This window comes from Mycolicibacterium novocastrense (genome assembly GCF_001570485.1).
In the GTDB taxonomy this organism is placed as follows: domain Bacteria; phylum Actinomycetota; class Actinomycetes; order Mycobacteriales; family Mycobacteriaceae; genus Mycobacterium; species Mycobacterium novocastrense.
On the sequence record NZ_BCTA01000078.1, the window covers coordinates 62,824 to 80,549 of the forward strand.

Sequence of the window (17,726 nt, forward strand, 5' to 3'; positions counted from 1 at the left end):
CGCGACGAGAAGTCGCGCGTAAGCAGTGCAAGCGTGGCAGAGTGCGCATAGCCGGACGTTCCCCGGGAGGAGCCAGCATGCCCACGATCACCACCAGCGACGGCGTCGAGATCTTCTTCAAGGACTGGGGGTCGGGTCAGCCGATCGTGTTCAGCCACGGTTGGCCGCTGTCGGCCGACGACTGGGACACGCAGATGTTGTTCTTCGCCCAGCACGGGTACCGCGTGATCGCCCACGACCGCCGTGGGCATGGCCGCTCGGCGCAGGTCGCCGACGGACATGACATGGACCATTACGCCGACGATCTCGCCGCTGTCGTCGAGCACCTCGACCTTCACGACGCAGTCCACATCGGCCACTCCACCGGCGGTGGCGAGGTGGCGCATTATCTGGCCCGGCACGGGCAGGCGCGAGCGGCCAAGGCGGTGCTGATCAGTTCCGTGCCGCCGCTGATGGTCAAGACCGACGCCAACCCCGGCGGGCTGCCCAAAGACGTGTTCGACGATCTGCAAGCGCAATTGGCCGCCAACCGCTCGGAGTTCTACCGCTCGCTCGCGGCCGGCCCCTTCTACGGGTTCAACCGGCCGGGAGTGGAGCCGTCGGAGGCGATCATCGAAAACTGGTGGCGCCAAGGCATGATGGGCGGCGCCAAAGCGCACTACGACGGCATCGTCGCCTTCTCGCTGACCGACTTCACCGAGGACCTGAAGAAGATCACCATCCCGGTACTGGTGATGCACGGCGACGCCGACCAGATCGTGCCGTACGAGAACTCCGGTCCGCTGTCGGCGAAGCTACTGCCCAACGGCACCTTGAAGACCTACCCCGGCTATCCGCACGGTGCGTTCGTCACCCACCACGACGTCATCAACCCGGATCTCCTGGAGTTCATCCGGTCCTGACCGCCCTCACTTCATCGCGCGACGCGAGGCTTTCACGATGAGTTTGCGCACCCGCTCGGAGATGTAGACAGCAAAGAGTCCGTTGAAGACGTCCTCGCGCAACCGCGTCAACGTCGAACTCGTGAAGCGCCACCGGCCGTCGAGCTTCTCGTAGGTCTCGTGGTAGTGACCGTAGCCGCGCAGGTTGACACCGGGGCCGAAGCGCACGACATCCTCGAGCGCCCACACCCCGCGTGCGGTCGTCGGCGATGTCAGCTCGATCTCCGGGGCGTGCACCTGATGCACCGTGGCCTGGCCGCGCAAGCTCTTCCGGGTGAACGCGACGAACTCGTCGGCGCCTCGGATCACCTTTCCACCGGCGGGGGACGTGTCACTGAGAAAGTCATCGGCGAACAGGGTGCGCCACGCCGCCCAGTCCTTGGTGTCCAGAAGTCGGCAGTAGCGCGCCTTCAGTTGCTTGATCTCCTCGATCTCGACGAGGTCGACCTCGGTCATCTCGTGGACATCTTCTGTGCCTGCTCGACGTAGAACCGCGCCGCCCGTTCGAGCGACTCGGCGGTGGGCCGCGGATGCCACCCGAGTTCCCGTGACGCCTTACTGTGGTCGGCAGGCGCCATGATGTGCAGCAGCCGGATCCCGGTGGTGTTCATCGGGATCTCCCGCCGCAACAGCCGGGCCACCACGCCGGCGACCCGTACGGTCGCGTACACCACCGGAAGCGGGACGCCGAAACGCGGTGGCTTCGCCCCGACCGCCCGTGCGGCTGTGGTGAGCATGTCACGCATCGGCATGTAGCTCTCGGAGATGATGTATCGCTCGCCCACGCCGCCGTGTTCGGCAGCGAGCAGGAAGGCCTCGGCGACGTCTTCGATGCCGACGACCTCGGTGGACACGCCCTTGATGTAGGCCGGGATCTTGCCGAACGCGGCGTACTGAACCATCAGCCCCTGGTGCGGTTGCCAGTCGCGGGGCCCGTACGGGTTGGACACGTTCATCACCACGGCGGGCAGGCCGCGGTCGCGGGCGTAGGACAGGACCAGTTCCTCGGCCTGACGGCGCGATTCGATGTACGCGCCGCCCCGGTCCCCCCAGTCGAACGGCATGTCCTCGGTCACGGGACGGCTTCCGTCGCCGAGGGCGATCGTTCCGATGGTGCTGCAGAACACGAACCGGTGCAGGCCCGCCTTCGCCGCGACATCGAGCACCCGGCGCAAACAGTTGACGTTGGTTTCGAACAGCGGTGCGGGGTCGCTCAGATGAAATCTGGTGTCGACGATGCAGTAGTGGACGACGTCGCGGTCGGCCATCGCCGCGCGAAGCGCTTCTTCGTCGTACAGGTCGCCGTAGCAGCGCTCGACGTCGAGGTCGTCGATGGCGACCGTCGAACTCGTCTTACGCAGGTACACCCGCACGTCGTCGCCGCGCTCGACGAGTTTGCGCGTGACGTGTGAACCGACGAACCCGCTCGGGCCCATCACCAGCGCGCGGCGCGCGGGCTGTTTCGCTGTCGGGGGTGCGTCTGTCATGTTCTCTACCTCGCGAGCGACCGGAAAATGTCAGATTTTCGCGGCGTTTCGTGTGCAAACACGGACGCTCGCGAAAAAAGGGTTAGGAGGCTTTCTTGGCCGGCGGGGCGTATGCGGGCTTGCCGAGGCCGAGCACGTACTGGGCGATCATGTTGCGGAACACCTCCAGCGTGCCGCCGTAGATGCCGACCAGCGGCGCGAAGCGGTACACGTACTCGGCCGCGCCGTCGTCGATCGCCCCGTCGGTGCCCAGCGGCAGCGAGGACGCCGTGCCGAGCAGATCCATCAGATCCGGGGAGATGTCGCGCATCGTCTGCGCCAGGGCAACCCTTCCGAAGATGCTGGTGGCCGAGAAGGCCGCCTCCATGCGGGCGACGCTGCGTCCCAACCGGTATGCCACCGATCCGTCGTCGATCAACTTGCGGCCGTTGGGATCCGGCTCGGCGACCAGCGCGGCGGCCTTGTCGACCGCGGCGGCCATCGTGTTGGCCTGGTGCATCATGATCGAGACATCCTGCAGACCGTCGACGGCCGCTTCCACCGCGCCGTGCTCGACGTTGAGTGGTTCGCGCACCACCGTCCAGCCGTCGTTCACCTCGCCGAGGCGGTACTTGTCGTCGACGCGGACATCGCTGTAGTAGACGATGTTCGTCCGGTCGCCGTCGACGGTGCGGATGCCCTGGATCTCGATTCCCGGCGAGTCGAGCGGCACCAGGAACATGGTGAGGCTCTTGTGCTTCGGCGCGTCGGGGTCGGTGTTGGTGATCAGGAAGACGTACTGGCAGTTGTGGGCGCCGGTGGTGAACATCTTCGAGCCATTGATAATCCAGCTCGATCCATCCGCTTCCCGCACGGCCCTGGTCTTGCAGGTCGCGACGTCGGATCCGCCCTCGGGCTCGGTGTAGCCCAGGCAGAGCCGGACCTCGCCGGTGTACACCCGCGGCATCACCTCGGCCTTGAGTTCGGGTGAGCCGAACTTGTCGACCGACCGCGCGATCATCGCCGTCGTACCGAACGTCACCCACGGCACATGCGCACGGCGCTTCTCCAGCTCCCAGATGCGCCGCCGGACCCGGTTGAACCCGCCTTCGGATTCCGGCTTCCATTCGCGCGCAAGGTATCCCGCCTTGCCGAGCGCCAGATGCACACCCTCGTCGAAGTTGTCGCCGGTCTCGCGGTCCCGCCGAATCACCTCCTCGGTGACGATCTCGGCCAGGAAAGCGCGCGACTCCTCGAGGAACGCCTGATCCTCTTCGGACAGTTCGACCCGTGAGAAATCCATTAATTACCCTCTCCGCTCTCGCGAGCCGCGACGATGCCGGCGATGTACTTGGCGGCGGCGGCCGGGTCTCCCCCGGCGAGCGCCCACCCGCGGGCCCGCAGCAGGTACGCACTGGCGGCGGCCTCCGCCGAAACCCCCAGCCCGCCTTGCACCTGCACCGCCATCGTGGCGGCCTTGGACGCCTCCTCGGCCATGAACACGAACGCCGACGGCGCCAGTTCGGGCCGCTCGTCGGGTTCGTTGTCGAGGAACCACGCGGCGCGGCGCGCCAGGTTACGCCCGCCCTGCACCGTGATCGCGATGTTGGCCAGGGGATGCGAGATCGCCTGCAACGTCGAGATGGGCACCCCGAGGGTGTAGCGGGTCTTGGCGAACTCCGCGGCGATCGTCATCGTCTCCTCGACCAGACCGACGAGCGCCGCGCCGGTCAGCACCCGCCATTCGTCCAGTGCCCGTTGGTATTCCGCCTGCGCGTCGGCCCCGCTTGCCAGGACGGTCCGGTTGTCGGCGGCGGCCGGGTCGATCCACGCCATCGGCAGCCGGCCGATGTTGTCGACTTTGGTGGGGCGGGTCGCGAACGTCAGCTTGACGATGTCGTCACCGTCGCGCAGGACGATGTGGTCGGCGATCGATCCGCTGGGCAGCAGGCGCACCCCGGATACGCTGTCCTGCTGGGGGTCCAGCCCGACGATCTGCGTGCCGCTCACGATGTCGGGGTCGGCCGCACCGAGCCGGCCGAGCAGCCGCGCCGCGCTGACGTGGTCGATCCATGGCACCGGTGCCAGCGAGCGACCGATCTCCTCGGCCACCAGGGTGAGGTCGACCAGGGTGGCGCCGTCGCCGCCCGCGTCTTCGGGCAGCGCCATGGTGGCCGCGCCCATCGTGCACAGCCGCTCCCAGAGGCTCTTGTCGAAACCGGATGCCTCCGCGGCGCGGACGGTTTCGATCGAACAGTGCGCCTTGAAGAAGTCCTTGTACGCCGCCTGCAGCGCCTGGTGGTCGTCGGACAGGCTGTAGTCGAGCCTGCGCAGTTCGTAGCGGTCCATCACTGCTCCTCGTCGGCGCCGAAGAAGAACTTCTGCGCGTTGTTGTACAAGTAGTTGTCCAGCACCTCGGCCGGCAGGTCAAGGGCGAGCGCCTCGGGCACGACGCGGCGCATCTTGAGCACCGGCCAATCCGATGCGTAGATCACCTTGTCGGGTCCTCGGGTCCGCATGTAGTGCAGCAGGCTGTCGGGCAGCCGTTTGGGTGACCACGCCGACGTCATCAGGCGCAGATTCTGGTACTTGATCAGCAGGCGGATCGCGACGTCCCACCACGGGTCGGCACCGTGGATCATGCAGAGCTTGAGTTCGGGAAATCGCACGCAGACCCGGTCGAGGTGGATCGGGTTCTGCACCTCGCCGGGGATCGGCGGTCCGGGGATCCCGGTGTTGACGCACAGCGGCAGCCCGAGTTCGGCGCATTTGGTGTAGAGCGGGTAGTAGACCGCGTCGCTGGGCGGGTACTGCCCGTCCCCCCAAAAGCTCGGTCCCACCGCCGCATACGCCACCGGCAGGTCGTTGACGACGGATGCCAGCTCCCGCAGCGACGGGATCGGCCGCAGCAGGTTGACCCCGCCGATCGCCAGCGCGAACCTGTCGGGCCGGGCGTCGACGAACTTGCGTGCCGTGGTGGAGGGTTTGGCGATGCTGTCCATCAAGATCGCCTTCTGAACCCCCTGCTCGTCCATCTCCTCGAGCAGCTCGCCCATGTCGACGGGCGCGAACATCGACTGCGGGCCCTTGAAGTAGTCGTCGCGTACCTTGAGCATCCAGGTCGGCTGCTGTTCGGTCTCGCCGAAGTGCACGTTGACCAGGCAGTCAATGGCCCGGCTGGCGCGCGCGCTCACGCGTTCACCTGTTGTGTCGCAGCGGCTTTGGCCCAGCGGTAGTCCGGTTTTCCGTTTCCGAGGCGACGCACCTGGTCGACGAAGATGAACTCTTTGGGCGCCTTGAACCGCGCCAGGCTCGATGTGCAGTGCGCGTGCAACGGGTCGTGGGCGGCCTCGGCACCGTCGCGCAGCGAAACGAGCGCGACGATCTCCTCACCCCAGCGCTCGCTCGGCCGCCCCACCACCAGGGCGTCGGATATGGCCGGATGCGCGCGCAGCACCTCCTCGACCTCCTCGACGAACACCTTCTCGCCTCCCGTGTTGACGACCAACGAATCACGTCCGAACAACCGCAGCGTGCCGTCGGCGGCCAGCGATCCCCGGTCGCCCGAGATCACCACACGCTGGCCGTCGACCACCGGGAAGGTCCGGCGTGTCGCCGCCTCGTCGTCGAAGTAGCCGAGGGGAATTCGGCCGCCGCGCGCAACAAAACCGATCTCGTCCTCGCCGGGTTCGAGGAAGCGTCGGTAGTCCTCGGAGAGCACCAGCGCTCCCTCCCGCAGCTCGAAGGTCTCCTTCTGCTCACCGCGCTGGCTGCGGCCGAACCCCACGTTTCCGGTCTCCGAGGATCCGTACCCGTTGATGAGGGTGATCTGGGGCAGTAACTCCAGAAGCGCGCGTTGGTGTTTCGGGTTGGTGGCCGCCCCGCCGGTACCGATCGCGAACAACGACGACAGGTCGTAGGAGCCGCGTCGCAGCTCCTCGACCAACGGTGCCGCGTAGGCGTCACCGACCATCGTCATCAAGCCGACCTTCTCCCGCTGGGCGGTTTCCAGCACCGCTCGTGCATCGAATCGGGTTCGGTCGTAGAGGATCACGGGCAGGCCGTTGAGCAAGGCGGCGAACGCCGTCCACATCCCCGCCGCGTGCATCAGCGGAGAGACCGCGAACCAGGGTTGTCCCCCATGCGCGACCTTGGCGTGGATCTCGTCGACCGACTCGTGGTCGGCGCCGTTCATCGAGATGACGTAGGTGTCGCTCTGGCGCCACATCACGCCCTTGGGCCTGCCGGTTGTCCCGCCGGTGCACACCATCATGACGTCGTCGGGTGAGGCGGTGATGTCGATGTCGGTATTGCCCTGCGCCAGAACATCATCGAGTGTGAGGGCGTCGGCGAGCTGACGTTCGGACGTCCCGTCGTCGATCTCGATCAGCAGGTCCGCCGAAGCGGGCGGCAGCACGTCTGCGAACTTCGGGCCGAATGACCGGTGGTAGATGACCGCGCGCGGGCGCAGGTAGTCGAGGAGTTCGGCGACCTCGCGCGGCGTGTAGTTGTAGTTGACGTTGACCGGGACCGTGCGGGCCTTCAGACATCCGATCACCATGTCCGGGTACAGGTCGTTGTGCATGAGCAGCGCGACACGGTCTTGTCCGCACTCCCAGTTCTGCAGGTCGCCGCGTTCGCGGTGCGCGCCGAGTCCCTGAGCGGCGAGATAGTTGGCCAGGCGGCGGGTGCGGTCCGCCGATTCACCGAAGGTGCTGCGGCGGTTGCCGCAAACCGTCATCACCCGATCGGGCACCGCCTCGGCGATCGCGTCGAGAACCGCCCCGATCGTCCACTCGCTCATCGGCCGGCACCCCCGCTGTTCCCGTTGTGCGGTTTCATCCGCGACACGCCGCGATGTGCGGATGAAACCGCACAATGGCGCGTGATTCCGAAGGTCGGCATCACACGGCCGCGACGTTCGCGCCGAGCAGTTCGAGGGCGTTGTCGCGCATGACCTTTCGGGTGTCTTCGTGGCTGAACTCGGGGAACTGCGGGATGTCGGCGGTGAACGAGGTGGGATCTGCCAACCCCTCACCATGCGGCCAGTCGGACCCGAACAGAATCTTGTCCACACCGATGGTGTCGGCCAGCAGCTTCACGTCGTCCTCGTAGTACGGCGCGATCCAGACGTTGTTGCGCAGCTGCTCGACCGGATCCTCCTTGTAGTGGTACGGCGCGTTGTTGGCGGACTTCTTGAGCCGCTTGATCAGGCGGTAGACGAAGTAGGAACCGTTCTCGATGCTGACCACTCTGAGCTTGGGATGCCGGGTGAACACCTGGTGGACGATCATCGCGGCGATGGTGTCGTGGATGGCGCGGTCGTCCATGATCACCATGTCGAGCGGATCGCGCTTACCGAAGCCCTTGAACACACCGCTGCCGCCCCACAGCGCAGGGATCGCCATGTAGCCGGAGTCGGACAGGTGGAAGACCACCGGGACGCCCGCCTCGGCCAGACGCGCCCACACCGGGTCGTGCACCGGATCGCCGAGCGAGCGCGGCCGTACCTCACCCGGCACCGGCGCCGGCCGCACGCACACCAGCTTCGCGCCCCTGTTCAGGACGAATTCGACCTCCTCGATGGCCTTCTCGGGGTCGGCCAGCGAGATGATCGGCGCGGCGATGATGCGGTGATCGGGCCGGTCGAATCCCCAGTCCTCGTCGAGCCACAGGTTGAAAGCATGGACCGTCGCCATGGTGGCCGGGATGTCGTGCTTGAGTCCCTCCTCGACGCCGCACGCGAAAGTCGGCAGCATGAACACGGTTTCGAGGTTCTGCTTGTCGAGGATCTTCACGCGGGCGTCGCGGTTCTGGTACTCGGGATGGTCGGCCAGCCGGTCGACCTTCATCAGCGACGCCGGGTCGACACCTTCGGGTATCTCGCCGCGGAACAGCAGGTCCAGGCAGCCGGGTTCGATGATCGGGTCGAACGTCGGGTTCGGGATGAAATGGTTGATCACACCGCCGAACACCGCGTACGTGCGTTTTCCGTCGGTCAGCATCTGCACGCCGCGGCTGCGGAACTCTTTGGGCAGGTGCCGGGTGCACGCGTCGAGCGGTTCGTAATAGTGGTTGTCGACGTCGATGGCCATGTAGTCCAGGGGCTGTGGTGCGCTCATGTCGCATCCTCCTCACGTGTCAGGGGCGGGAAGTTCGGGGCGCGCTTCTCGAAGAAACTCGTGATGCCCTCGAGGAAGTCGGGTCGTGTCATCGACTCGTGCATCAGCTTCTCGGCGTGGTCGCTGGCGTCGAAGACATCGCGCATGGTGTCTGCGTACACCTGTTGTTTGATCACCGCCAGGGAACTGGGCGCACAGTTGGCGGCGATGTCCTCGGCGTAGCCGATCGCGCGGGCCAGCAATTCGTCGGCTGCCACCACCTCGTTGACCACGCCCAGCCTGGCGGCCTCGTCGGCGAAGAACACCCGTCCCGACAGCAGCAGGTCCATGGCCACGCCGGTGCCGACGATGCGCGGCAGCATCCACGAGATGCCGTATTCGGCGATCAACCCGCGCCGGGCGAAGGACGTCGTGAACTTGGCGCCCTCGGCCGCGAAGCGCACGTCGCACGCCAGCGCCAGCGTCAGCCCGATGCCCGCGCAGGCGCCGTTGACCGCGGCGATGACGGGTTTGCGCATGCCCATCAGGAAGTGCGGATGCCGGGCACCGACGAGCTTGCCGACGTCGGTGTCGGCCGCGGCGTCGACCGTCGTCGCGCTGATCGTCGTCAGGTCTCCCATGTCGGCACCCGCGCAGAAGGCGCGGCCGCTGCCGGTGACGACGATCGCCCGCACCGCAGGGTCGGCTTCGGCGTCATCCATGCGTTCGTAGAACGTGCCGGCAAGTCCGCCGCCCCAACCGTTCATCCGGTCCGGCCTGTTGAGGGTGAGCACCGCTACCCCGGTGTCGAGCACCTCGTAGCGGACCGGCGCGTCATCGGAGTCGGAACGGGCGTCGACGACGTGGTCAGGAGCGCTCACCCAGCAGTCCTCCTCCAGCGGCGCGCTTTGTGAATGCTCATACTGTACACCTATCGGTAGCGCCTTCCGCAACCGTTGCCGCCGCCTGCCGAACGTGGTCGGACGGCACGTCGAGACGCTTACGCATCGACCAGTCCGAGCCGCCGATACGCGGCGTCGATCTGGGCTTTCGCCTCAGCGGGCAGCTGCGCCTGGGGCGGACGAGAGTGCGGATACTCCCCGATCGGCAGGCCCAGCACCGACGCCGCGTATTTGAACGCCCCGCCCCAGTGGGTGAAGTAGTCGGGCCGCCCCGGATAGCAGGTGAACCACGAGCCCATGTCGAGGTCGAACTGGTCGAGCCCGGACTCGCGCGCGTGGTCCATCGCCTCCACGAGTTTGTCGTTGACGATGAGTTCCCAGTACTCGCTGAACACGCGTCGCTCCGGGGTTTCGAACAGATAGCCGGCGGTGCCCAATTGCGCGGGGCACACGATGCCGTCGCGCAGCCACCCGGCGCGGTACACGGTCTTGTCGCACTCCCACACCGCCAGACCGGGCGCCAACTCGTGCAGCATCCTGCTCGCCATCGGCCGGAAGGCGCCTTCCTTCGTCGCGCAGACCGCCGGAATCTCGTTGTAGATGGCGGCGCTTTCGGCCGGCGTCAGGACGTAGCCAGACGACGGCGAATTGAACATGCCCAATGCGATGTCGGTGCGGTCGGCGATGTAGCGGAAGAAGTTCAGCACACCCCGCCCGCCGTGCGCCTCCATCATCGGGGTCTGGATGTACACGATGTCGGCTCCGGCCTCCTGCGCGTGACGCGTGAGCTCCAGGCAGTCCTTGGCGGCCGTCGCCGCGGTGCACGCCTGCACGACGACATCGGGGTTGGCGGCGCGGCCCTCCTCGATTGCGACCTCCAGCAACCGCTTTCGCTCGTCGATCGTCAGCGCCCAGAATTCGGCGATACCGCTCGTGCACCACAGCAGCGGATGATTCAACGCACCGACACAGTGCCGCACCAGCGTCCGGTAGGCGTCCCAATCGATGTCGTCACCGTCGACGCCGCAGAACGGCGTGTAGAGCGAATCACCGATCCCGCGCAAATGATTGCGGGCCCACTCCCGGGCATCCTTCGCCGAAGCCACGACGACCTCCTCAGCCGATTCGATCGGATCTCACGTGAAGGCTCAGGTGAAATCTGAGCCCCCGTCGACATTTACGTTGGCGCCGGTCATATACGAGTTGCGGCGGGAGGCGAGAAATGCGACAACGGGCGCGATTTCGTCGGGCAGCCCCGCGCGCGGGAGATGCGCCGGATGACCGAAGTGCTCGCCGATGGCGGACATCAACGCGTACGGATCGTTGCCGTCGACGCCCACCGACTCGGCCCATCCGATCAGCGCTTCGGAGGCGATGCTGCCCGGAGAGACCACGTTGACCATGATCTCGTCGGGGGCCAGCAGCAGCGACAGGTTCTTCGAGATGCTCGTCAGCGCCGCTTTGGCGGCGGTGTAGGCGGGCAGGATCACGCTCTGCCGTTGCGTCGAATGTGCGGAGAAGTTGACCACCCGCGCCCATTCGGCCGCGCGCAACAGCGGTAAAGCCGAGCGCACGCAGTGCACCATGCCCATCACGCCGCTGTCGAACGCGATGCGCCACTGCTCGTCGGTCAGGTCCTCGAAGGTGCCGACCGCGTCTGGACCGACGGCGTTGATCAGGATGTTGAGCCGACCGTCCCAGCGCTGTGCGACTTCGCCGAAGGCTCGCTGCACCTGGTCGGCGTCGGTGGTGTCGGCGCTCAGCGCGAGCGTGTCCGGGCTTCCGATTTCGGCGAGGGCGGTCGCCGCGTCTGCGAGGACATCCGGCGTCCGCCCGACAACCGCGATCCTGGCCCCGTCCTCGGCCAGGCAGCGCGCCGTCGCAAAACCCATCCCGCGCCCGCCGCCGACCACGACGGCGGTGGCGTCCTTCAGCCCGAGGTCCATGCGGCCTTTCGCTCACCCGATTGCGTAGAAAAGCTTACTATAGGACTTACAGTAGAACAGCGAAATCACCGTGGAGACCGGCGACGGAATGGCTGCCGGTATGGTTGACGGCAACGGCGTGGCCGCGACACCCCTGCATTGGCGCAGATCAGAGGCGGCTGACGGTACATTCAGGTCCACCAACCCGCTTTGCAGGCTGCGCGGCTAATTCGATGGAGGTGCCCTAGTGGCAAGGCAGGCGACCGCGGAGAAGCGTCAACGACGCGAGCGCGGATCGATCAATCCCGACGACATCATCAAGGGCGCCTTCGAACTCGCCGAACAGGTGGGCATCGACAACCTGTCCATGCCGCTGCTCGGTAAGCATCTCGGCGTCGGCGTCACCAGCATCTACTGGTACTTCCGCAAAAAGGACGATCTCCTCAACGCGATGACCGACCGCGCACTGCGCCAGTACGTGTTCGCCACGCCCTATGTGGAGGCCAAGGATTGGCGCGAGACGTTGCGCAACCATGCGCGCACCATGCGCAAGACGTTCATGGGCAACCCGATTCTGTGCGACCTGATCCTCATCCGGTCGGCGCTGAGTCCCCGGGTGGCCAAGCTGGGCGTGCAGGAGGTCGAGAAGGCGATCGCGGGCCTGGTCGAGGCGGGTCTGTCAGCCGAGGATGCGTTCGACACGTACTCGGCGGTCTCGGTGCATGTCCGCGGTTCCGTTGTGCTGCACCGCCTTCGGGAGAAGAACCGGGCCGCCGACGAGGGCCCCAGCGACCTCGAGGAGACCATGAGCATCGACGCCGACAGCACACCGCTGCTGGCGCTGGTCACCGAGAAGGGCCACCACATCGGTGCGGCCGACGACAAGAACTTCGAGTTCGGCCTCGAGTGCATCCTCGACCGGGCGGAACGCCTGATCGAGGACGTCGGTAAGGCCAAGAAGACGGCCCGCAAGCGCTGACTTCTGGGCTTGCGCCCTCGTTTGTGGATCTGACGACGGTTTGGAGCGAAATTCGTCGCCAGATGCACAATCGAGCGGTGGTGGGCTGGACCGCCTAAACCTCCACGACGACGGCGCCGCCCTGGCCGCCGCCGGCACACATCGCTGCGACTCCGATTCCGCCGCCGCGCCGCTGCAGCTCGTAGACCAGCGTGGTGACCATCCGCGCACCCGATGCCGCGATGGGATGGCCGAGGCTGCAACCACTTCCGGAGAAGTTCACAAGCTCCTCGTCGATCCCGTACTCGCGGCACGCCGCGATCGGCACCGATGCGAACGCCTCGTTGATCTCCCACAGCGTGACGTCGGACGGCTTGAGGCCGGCGCGGTCGAGCACCTTGCCGATCACCTTCACCGCGCCGAGTCCGCAGTCGCGGGGCGGCACACCCGCTGCGGCCCAGGCTTTCACGGTGGCCAGCGTGGTGAGGTTGTTGGCGCCGGCGTAGTCGGCGTCGACGAGCGCCACCGCCGCCGCCGCGTCGTTCGTGCCGCTGCTGTTGCCCGCGGTGATCGAGAAGCCCTCGATCTCGGGGTGCAGCGGTTTGAGACCCGCCAGCTTCTCAACGGTGGTGTCGCGGCGCGGATGCTCGTCGACACTGAACTCGGTGACCGAACCGTCGAACTGCTGCACCTTCAGCGGCACGATCTCGTCGACGAACTTGCCCGCGTCCATCGCGGCGATCGCGCGCTGGTGCGACCGCGCCGCCCAGGCGTCCATCTCCTCGCGCGTGATGCCGACCGCCTGCGCGGTGTTCCACCCGACGGTGATCGACATGTCGCGTGTCGGCGCGTCAGGCGTCTCGACGTGGGTGGGCGGCATCCACTTCTCTTCGAACTTCAGTTCAGGGCCCGGGATACGCCAGTTGACCAGGGGCGTCATCGACAGCGACTGCACACCGCCGGCGATCAGCGCGCGCTCCATGCCGGAACCGATCTGCGCTGCCGCGTTGCCGATCGCAGTGAGGCTGCCCGCGCAGTGTCGGTTCACCGACTGGCCCGGAACATCGGGCAGCCCGCAGGCATCGGCCGCGTAGCGCGCCAAATCGCCGCCGCCGTAGTGAGATTCGGCGAAGATGAGGTCGTCGATGTCGTTGGGGTCGATACCCGAGCGACGGATCACCTCCGGCAGGACGGCGGTGATCAGCGTCTCCGGCGGGGTGTTGACCAGCGTGCCCTTGAACGAGCGGCCGATCGCGGTCCTGGCGGCACCGACGATGACGGGTGTTCCCATGTTTCTACCTCGGGTTTCGACGTTAGCGGCGTTACAAAACTAGCAGCTAGTGTAGCGGACCCCGCTACTCGGGCTCGGGTACGTGGAAATGCTCGTCACGCAGCCGGAACGCTTCCTTGGTGCCGTGCTGCGCGCGGGTCTTGACGAAGTTGAACTCACCCTCTGCGAACTGCAGGTTCGTCCCGTACGCGTGAAACAGGTAGCTCGCCACCTCCTCGCCCTGGTAGGCCTGGCTCTGCTCGACGAGGCGGAACGCCTCCTTGGCGATCACGACTCCATCTGCGGGCATCTTGGCGGCCTTCTCCGCCCAATACCGGGCCCGTGCCGCGACCTTGTCGGCCTCGCAGGTCTCGGTGAAGACGCCGAGGTGTTCGACCGCGCCGGCCTCGATGATGTCGCCGGTCAGCAGCAGCCGGCGGGCCAGCACCGGGCCCAGGCGGTGGAAGAACATGTGCAGGCTGCCCAGCGCGGGCCCGAGGAAGCGGGTCGCGGGCATGCCGATCTTGGTGGTGCGGGCGATGACGGAGATGTCGGTCATCAACGCCATCTCGAAGCCGCCGCCCAGCGCATACCCGCTGATCTCCCCCACCGTGACCTTCGGGAAGCCCATGAAGTTGTGGTAGAAGCCGAAGGACTTGCGGTCCACCGTCAATCGTCGACGTTGGCTCGGGCGCCTCTTCGCTTGCGCGGAGTCCTTTGCCTTCCGCTCTTCGCGCGAGCGCTCATCGCCATCGCCGTACCAGCCGTACGCGTTGTTCATATCGGCCCCCGTGCTGAACACCCCCTCGGCGCCGCGCAGCAGGACGACGGTGATGTCGTCATCCTCGGCGACCTGGTCGAGGTGACGGCCCACCGTCTCGCGCATCGCCGCGTCGTAGGAGTTGCGCTGCGCGGGGTTGTTCAACGTGATGGTCGCGATCCGCTTGTCGCGGTCGACGTCGAACAGCACGCGGTCATCGGCGTTGGTCATGGGTGTCCTCACTGAACGTCGGAAATGAGCTTGGCCTCAATGGTTTTGTCCGTTCCGGCCGCGAGCGTGTTGCGCCGGGCGACCGCAAGATGGTCGGCGGCCAGCTTGGCGGCACGGGACTGGTTGCCGTCGCGGATCGCGTCGAGCAGGCGTTGGTGATCCCGCAGCGCGGCCCGCATCGTCTTGTCGTTCATCGGATCGGCTCCGGTCTCGTCCCCCCACACCGACGACTCGTGCGCCGACCAGATCAGCTCCAAGGAGCCGATCAACAGGATCATCGGCTCGTTGCCGCAACGGGAGACGATCGTTTCGTGGAACCGCCGGGCGTTGGGGACGTATCGTGCTGGGTCGTCGAATTCGTCGATCTGCCTTCGTATCTCGTCCTCGAGATAGGGTACGACCTCGGTCATGCGGTCGGCCCTGGCGGCGCACATGCTCGCGCAGATCGGTTCGAGGTGCAGCAACGCGCCGCTGACGTCCGCCGGTGTCGCCGAGCGCGCCTGCAACACCATGCTGATCATGTGCGCGGTCCGGTCCGCCGACGGTTGATGCACGATCGCGCCGCCCATATTGCCCCGCCGCACCGAGATCAGCCCGTCCGTCTCGAGGATGTGGATCGCCTCGCGCAACGCCGGAGGGCTCACTCCGAACTCGGCGAGCAGGCCGTCTTGAGACGGCAGCACATCGCCCTCCTTGAGCCGCCCGGACAGGATGTCGTCGCGCAACCGCGCGGCGATGATCTCCGCGACTCGCGGCTGACGAATCCTGTGCGCGTTGGTCATTTCGTCCGGCGCTTCCCGAACTGAAATACCGACAGCCGCTCTGGTGAGGACGCCGACGTGCTGAACTCGCCGGTGCACAACACCTCGTCACCGAGCAGCAGCCGTGCCGTGGACGTCACGCGACCGTCGGCCTCCGCGCGGGTCACGTCGAATCTCAGCTCGGTGAGGATCGGCGTCGGCCTGCGGAAGGTGACGGTCAGCGAGCGGGTCTTGCCGGTTCGGCCGGTCGCGCAGCTGTGGTGCTGGGTCACGCAGTCGAAGAACACCGCGAGGAATCCACCGTTGACCAGGCCCGGCGGACCTTCGAACACGACCGGGAACGTGACCCGCCCCGACGCGGAGTCGGCGTCCAGTTCGTCGATGGTGTATTCGGGAAACGCCGGGTTGTACGCGCCGATGTCGAAGGCGTGGTCGAGGTAGACGCGTTGTGACTCGGTGGCGTCGGGTCCGATGCGCGGTGTCGGATCCGGGGGTGCCGCCGACGCGAGCTCGCGTTCCCACTCGTCGATCTGGCGCAACATCACATCGACGGTCGGATGTTCGTGTTCGAGCGAAAGCAGCAGACTGCTGAGCCGGCGAAGGGCGCTTGCGGCGGCGACGGTCTGCGCCAGCGGTTGCTCGCCATAGCTGGGCGTGTCCTGTGCCATCGATGGCCTCTCGTCGGCGGCGCCGTCTATTCGACCGCTGTCCTTGCTAACTTGTACAAGATAGCAATACTGTATGTCTAACCGTATAGCTCGAGATTGGCGGATTCAACGGTGACCGATGCGGCCGACGAGGGCGTGGTGCAGACATCACGCGACGACGCGATACTGCGCATCACGCTGAGCCGGCCCGCCCGGCGTAACGCGTTGAGCCGCAGCATGACCGACACACTCGTAGCGACGTTGACCGCCGCCGCCACCGACGACTCCCTGCGGGTCGTGCACATCCGCGGCGACGGGTCGGATTTCTGCGCGGGGGCGGACTGGGTGGCGTCCAACGCCGGTGGTCAGCGCCCGCGGACCGGGGATATCGTCCGGCGCCAACCCCACACCGCACACCGGGTCGTCGAACTGATCCACACGCTGCACCTGCCGGTGGTGTGCACGGTGCGCGGATGGGCCGCTGCCCTGGGGTGCAACCTCGCGCTGGCAGCCGACTTCACCGTCGCCGCAAAAGACGCCGTGTTCTGGGAGCCGTTCCTCGGCCGCGGTTTCAGCCCCGACTCGGGCTCGTCCTGGCTGTTGCCCCGGCTCATCGGCCTGGCGCGCGCCAAGCGGATGCTGCTGCTGGGCGAGAAGGTCAGCGGCGCCGACGCGGCCGAGTGGGGCCTGATCCACGCCGCGGTACCTGAATCCGAATTGTCCGCGGTGAGCGACGAACTCGTCGAGCGGTTGGCGTCCGGACCGACCGTCGCGCTCGGCCTGGCCAAACAGTCCGTCCACTACGGTCAGCACGCATCGCTCTCCGACACCATGAACAGGGAGCTCTACAACGTCGAGTTATCCTGCCGGACCACCGATTTCAAAGAAGGGCTGGCGGCGTTCCGTGACAAGCGCCCGCCGAAATTCCAAGGGCGCTGACGGATAGGAACAAGAATGTCCCACACTTTTGACGACATCAAATACGAAGTCGACGGGCACAAGGCCACGATCACCTTGAACCGGCCGAATGCGCTCAACGCGCTGAGCCCGCACATGGTCACCGAACTTCGCGCCGCCTACGACGAAGCCGAGAACGACGACGACATCTGGATCCTGATCGTGACGGGCACGGGCCGCGCGTTCTGCACCGGCGCCGACGTCGGCGAGATCCCCGAGGACGGCCGCGTCATCTACGAGCGGCCGTACCTGTCCACCTACGAACAGTGGGAGGCCCCGCAGGAGGGCACTCCCCCGTTCCGGCGGATGGCCAAGCCGGTCCTGACCGCGGTGAACGGATTGTGTTGTGGCGCAGGGCTGGACTGGATCACCACCGGCGACATCGCGATCGCCTCCGACAAAGCCACGTTCTTCGATCCGCACGTGAGCATCGGGCTGGTCGCGGGACGCGAAATGGTCCGCCTGGCGCGGATCCTGCCCCGCAACATCGCGCTGCGCATGGCGCTGATGGGGAAACATGAGCGGATGAGTGCCGAACGGGCCTACGAACTGGGGATGATCAGCGAAGTGGTGGAGCACGACCGGCTGTTGGAGCGCGCGCACGAGATCGCCGACATCGTGAACTCCAACGCCCCGCTTGCGGTCCGTGGCACCCGGTTGGCCATCCACAAGACGCTGGACCTACCGCTGCACGAGGCCGAGATCCTCGCCGAGACGTTCCGTGAGCGAGTGGTACGCACCGACGACGCCGCCGAGGGACCCAAGGCGTTCATGGAGAAACGCGCCCCCAACTGGCAGTGCCGATGA

The 17,726-nt window shown here is 66.5% G+C and carries 18 protein-coding genes; 4 read left to right on the forward strand and 14 right to left on the reverse strand.

Annotated elements, in window-relative coordinates:
• Positions 1-77: 77 nt before the first annotated feature.
• Complete coding sequence (locus RMCN_RS25220) at positions 78-902, forward strand: alpha/beta fold hydrolase (RefSeq protein WP_067395045.1); 825 nt, start codon at positions 78-80, stop codon at positions 900-902.
• A gap of 6 nt (positions 903-908) precedes the next feature.
• Here the strand turns inward: RMCN_RS25220 and RMCN_RS25225 are convergent, their stop codons facing one another.
• From RMCN_RS25225 to RMCN_RS25270, 10 genes are all read right to left on the reverse strand, one after another.
• Positions 909-1,397, reverse strand: a complete 489-nt coding sequence (locus RMCN_RS25225) for a nuclear transport factor 2 family protein (protein WP_067395048.1) — start codon at positions 1,395-1,397, stop codon at positions 909-911.
• A complete protein-coding gene (locus RMCN_RS25230) occupies positions 1,394-2,428 on the reverse strand; it encodes an NAD-dependent epimerase/dehydratase family protein (RefSeq protein ID WP_067395051.1) in 1,035 nt (344 codons plus the stop codon). The genes RMCN_RS25225 and RMCN_RS25230 overlap by 4 nt, the downstream gene beginning before the upstream one ends.
• 82 nt (positions 2,429-2,510) lie before the next feature.
• Entirely contained in the window at positions 2,511-3,710 is a 1,200-nt protein-coding gene (locus tag RMCN_RS25235; protein ID WP_067395053.1) for an acyl-CoA dehydrogenase family protein, read from the reverse strand.
• Positions 3,710-4,756 carry an acyl-CoA dehydrogenase family protein gene (locus tag RMCN_RS25240; RefSeq protein ID WP_067395057.1) on the reverse strand — a complete coding sequence of 349 codons (1,047 nt, stop codon included), beginning with the start codon at positions 4,754-4,756 and terminating at the stop codon, positions 3,710-3,712. The genes RMCN_RS25235 and RMCN_RS25240 overlap by 1 nt, the downstream gene beginning before the upstream one ends.
• The gene (locus tag RMCN_RS25245; protein WP_067395060.1) at positions 4,756-5,601 is read right to left on the reverse strand and encodes an amidohydrolase family protein; all 846 of its coding nucleotides are present in this window, start codon (positions 5,599-5,601) and stop codon (positions 4,756-4,758) included. The genes RMCN_RS25240 and RMCN_RS25245 overlap by 1 nt, the downstream gene beginning before the upstream one ends.
• On the reverse strand, positions 5,598-7,211 hold the full coding sequence (locus RMCN_RS25250; protein ID WP_067395063.1) for an acyl-CoA synthetase: 1,614 nt from the start codon (positions 7,209-7,211) through the stop codon (positions 5,598-5,600). The genes RMCN_RS25245 and RMCN_RS25250 overlap by 4 nt, the downstream gene beginning before the upstream one ends.
• Positions 7,212-7,311: 100 nt before the next feature.
• A complete protein-coding gene (locus RMCN_RS25255; protein ID WP_067395066.1) occupies positions 7,312-8,529 on the reverse strand; it encodes an amidohydrolase family protein in 1,218 nt (405 codons plus the stop codon).
• A complete protein-coding gene (locus RMCN_RS25260) occupies positions 8,526-9,389 on the reverse strand; it encodes an enoyl-CoA hydratase (protein ID WP_067395069.1) in 864 nt (287 codons plus the stop codon). Before RMCN_RS25260 ends, RMCN_RS25255 begins: the two co-directional genes overlap by 4 nt.
• A gap of 119 nt (positions 9,390-9,508) precedes the next feature.
• The gene (locus RMCN_RS25265; RefSeq protein ID WP_067395072.1) at positions 9,509-10,516 is read right to left on the reverse strand and encodes a dihydrodipicolinate synthase family protein; all 1,008 of its coding nucleotides are present in this window, start codon (positions 10,514-10,516) and stop codon (positions 9,509-9,511) included.
• Positions 10,517-10,558: 42 nt separating this feature from the next.
• Entirely contained in the window at positions 10,559-11,356 is a 798-nt protein-coding gene (locus RMCN_RS25270; protein WP_067395074.1) for an SDR family NAD(P)-dependent oxidoreductase, read from the reverse strand.
• Positions 11,357-11,582: 226 nt separating this feature from the next.
• On the opposite strand from RMCN_RS25270, the gene RMCN_RS25275 reads away from it, so the two are divergent.
• Positions 11,583-12,314: a TetR/AcrR family transcriptional regulator gene (locus RMCN_RS25275; protein ID WP_067395076.1), complete on the forward strand. Its 732-nt coding sequence runs from the start codon at positions 11,583-11,585 to the stop codon at positions 12,312-12,314.
• A gap of 94 nt (positions 12,315-12,408) precedes the next feature.
• Here the strand turns inward: RMCN_RS25275 and RMCN_RS25280 are convergent, their stop codons facing one another.
• From RMCN_RS25280 to RMCN_RS25295, 4 genes are all read right to left on the reverse strand, one after another.
• Positions 12,409-13,584, reverse strand: coding sequence for a thiolase family protein (locus tag RMCN_RS25280; RefSeq protein ID WP_067395079.1), 1,176 nt, complete (start codon positions 13,582-13,584; stop codon positions 12,409-12,411).
• Between the two features lie 64 nt (positions 13,585-13,648).
• Positions 13,649-14,554 (reverse strand): enoyl-CoA hydratase/isomerase family protein, encoded by a 906-nt coding sequence (locus RMCN_RS25285; protein ID WP_064414407.1) that lies wholly within the window; start codon positions 14,552-14,554, stop codon positions 13,649-13,651.
• 8 nt (positions 14,555-14,562) lie between these two features.
• The gene (locus tag RMCN_RS25290) at positions 14,563-15,336 is read right to left on the reverse strand and encodes a FadR/GntR family transcriptional regulator (RefSeq protein WP_067395082.1); all 774 of its coding nucleotides are present in this window, start codon (positions 15,334-15,336) and stop codon (positions 14,563-14,565) included.
• Positions 15,333-15,983, reverse strand: coding sequence for a hotdog family protein (locus RMCN_RS25295; RefSeq protein ID WP_067395085.1), 651 nt, complete (start codon positions 15,981-15,983; stop codon positions 15,333-15,335). Before RMCN_RS25295 ends, RMCN_RS25290 begins: the two co-directional genes overlap by 4 nt.
• 111 nt (positions 15,984-16,094) lie before the next feature.
• On the opposite strand from RMCN_RS25295, the gene RMCN_RS25300 reads away from it, so the two are divergent.
• Together RMCN_RS25300 and RMCN_RS25305 are read left to right on the forward strand one after the other, a co-directional pair.
• Complete coding sequence (locus RMCN_RS25300; protein WP_067395088.1) at positions 16,095-16,901, forward strand: enoyl-CoA hydratase/isomerase family protein; 807 nt, start codon at positions 16,095-16,097, stop codon at positions 16,899-16,901.
• A gap of 15 nt (positions 16,902-16,916) precedes the next feature.
• Positions 16,917-17,726, forward strand: coding sequence for an enoyl-CoA hydratase/isomerase family protein (locus RMCN_RS25305; RefSeq protein ID WP_064349579.1), 810 nt, complete (start codon positions 16,917-16,919; stop codon positions 17,724-17,726).

Bases quoted from the DNA above. Each gene is read 5' to 3' on its own strand.
- RMCN_RS25270 (WP_067395074.1), bottom strand. From the start codon at position 11,356: ATGGACCTCGGGCTGAAGGACGCCACCGCCGTCGTGGTCGGCGGCGGG.
- RMCN_RS25235 (WP_067395053.1), bottom strand. From the start codon at position 3,710: ATGGATTTCTCACGGGTCGAACTGTCCGAAGAGGATCAGGCGTTCCTC.
- RMCN_RS25250 (WP_067395063.1), bottom strand. From the start codon at position 7,211: ATGAGCGAGTGGACGATCGGGGCGGTTCTCGACGCGATCGCCGAGGCG.
- RMCN_RS25285 (WP_064414407.1), bottom strand. From the start codon at position 14,554: ATGACCAACGCCGATGACCGCGTGCTGTTCGACGTCGACCGCGACAAG.
- RMCN_RS25230 (WP_067395051.1), bottom strand. From the start codon at position 2,428: ATGACAGACGCACCCCCGACAGCGAAACAGCCCGCGCGCCGCGCGCTG.
- RMCN_RS25240 (WP_067395057.1), bottom strand. From the start codon at position 4,756: ATGGACCGCTACGAACTGCGCAGGCTCGACTACAGCCTGTCCGACGAC.
- RMCN_RS25280 (WP_067395079.1), bottom strand. From the start codon at position 13,584: ATGGGAACACCCGTCATCGTCGGTGCCGCCAGGACCGCGATCGGCCGC.
- RMCN_RS25225 (WP_067395048.1), bottom strand. From the start codon at position 1,397: ATGACCGAGGTCGACCTCGTCGAGATCGAGGAGATCAAGCAACTGAAG.
- RMCN_RS25290 (WP_067395082.1), bottom strand. From the start codon at position 15,336: ATGACCAACGCGCACAGGATTCGTCAGCCGCGAGTCGCGGAGATCATC.
- RMCN_RS25305 (WP_064349579.1), top strand. From the start codon at position 16,917: ATGTCCCACACTTTTGACGACATCAAATACGAAGTCGACGGGCACAAG.
- RMCN_RS25295 (WP_067395085.1), bottom strand. From the start codon at position 15,983: ATGGCACAGGACACGCCCAGCTATGGCGAGCAACCGCTGGCGCAGACC.
- RMCN_RS25220 (WP_067395045.1), top strand. From the start codon at position 78: ATGCCCACGATCACCACCAGCGACGGCGTCGAGATCTTCTTCAAGGAC.
- RMCN_RS25255 (WP_067395066.1), bottom strand. From the start codon at position 8,529: ATGAGCGCACCACAGCCCCTGGACTACATGGCCATCGACGTCGACAAC.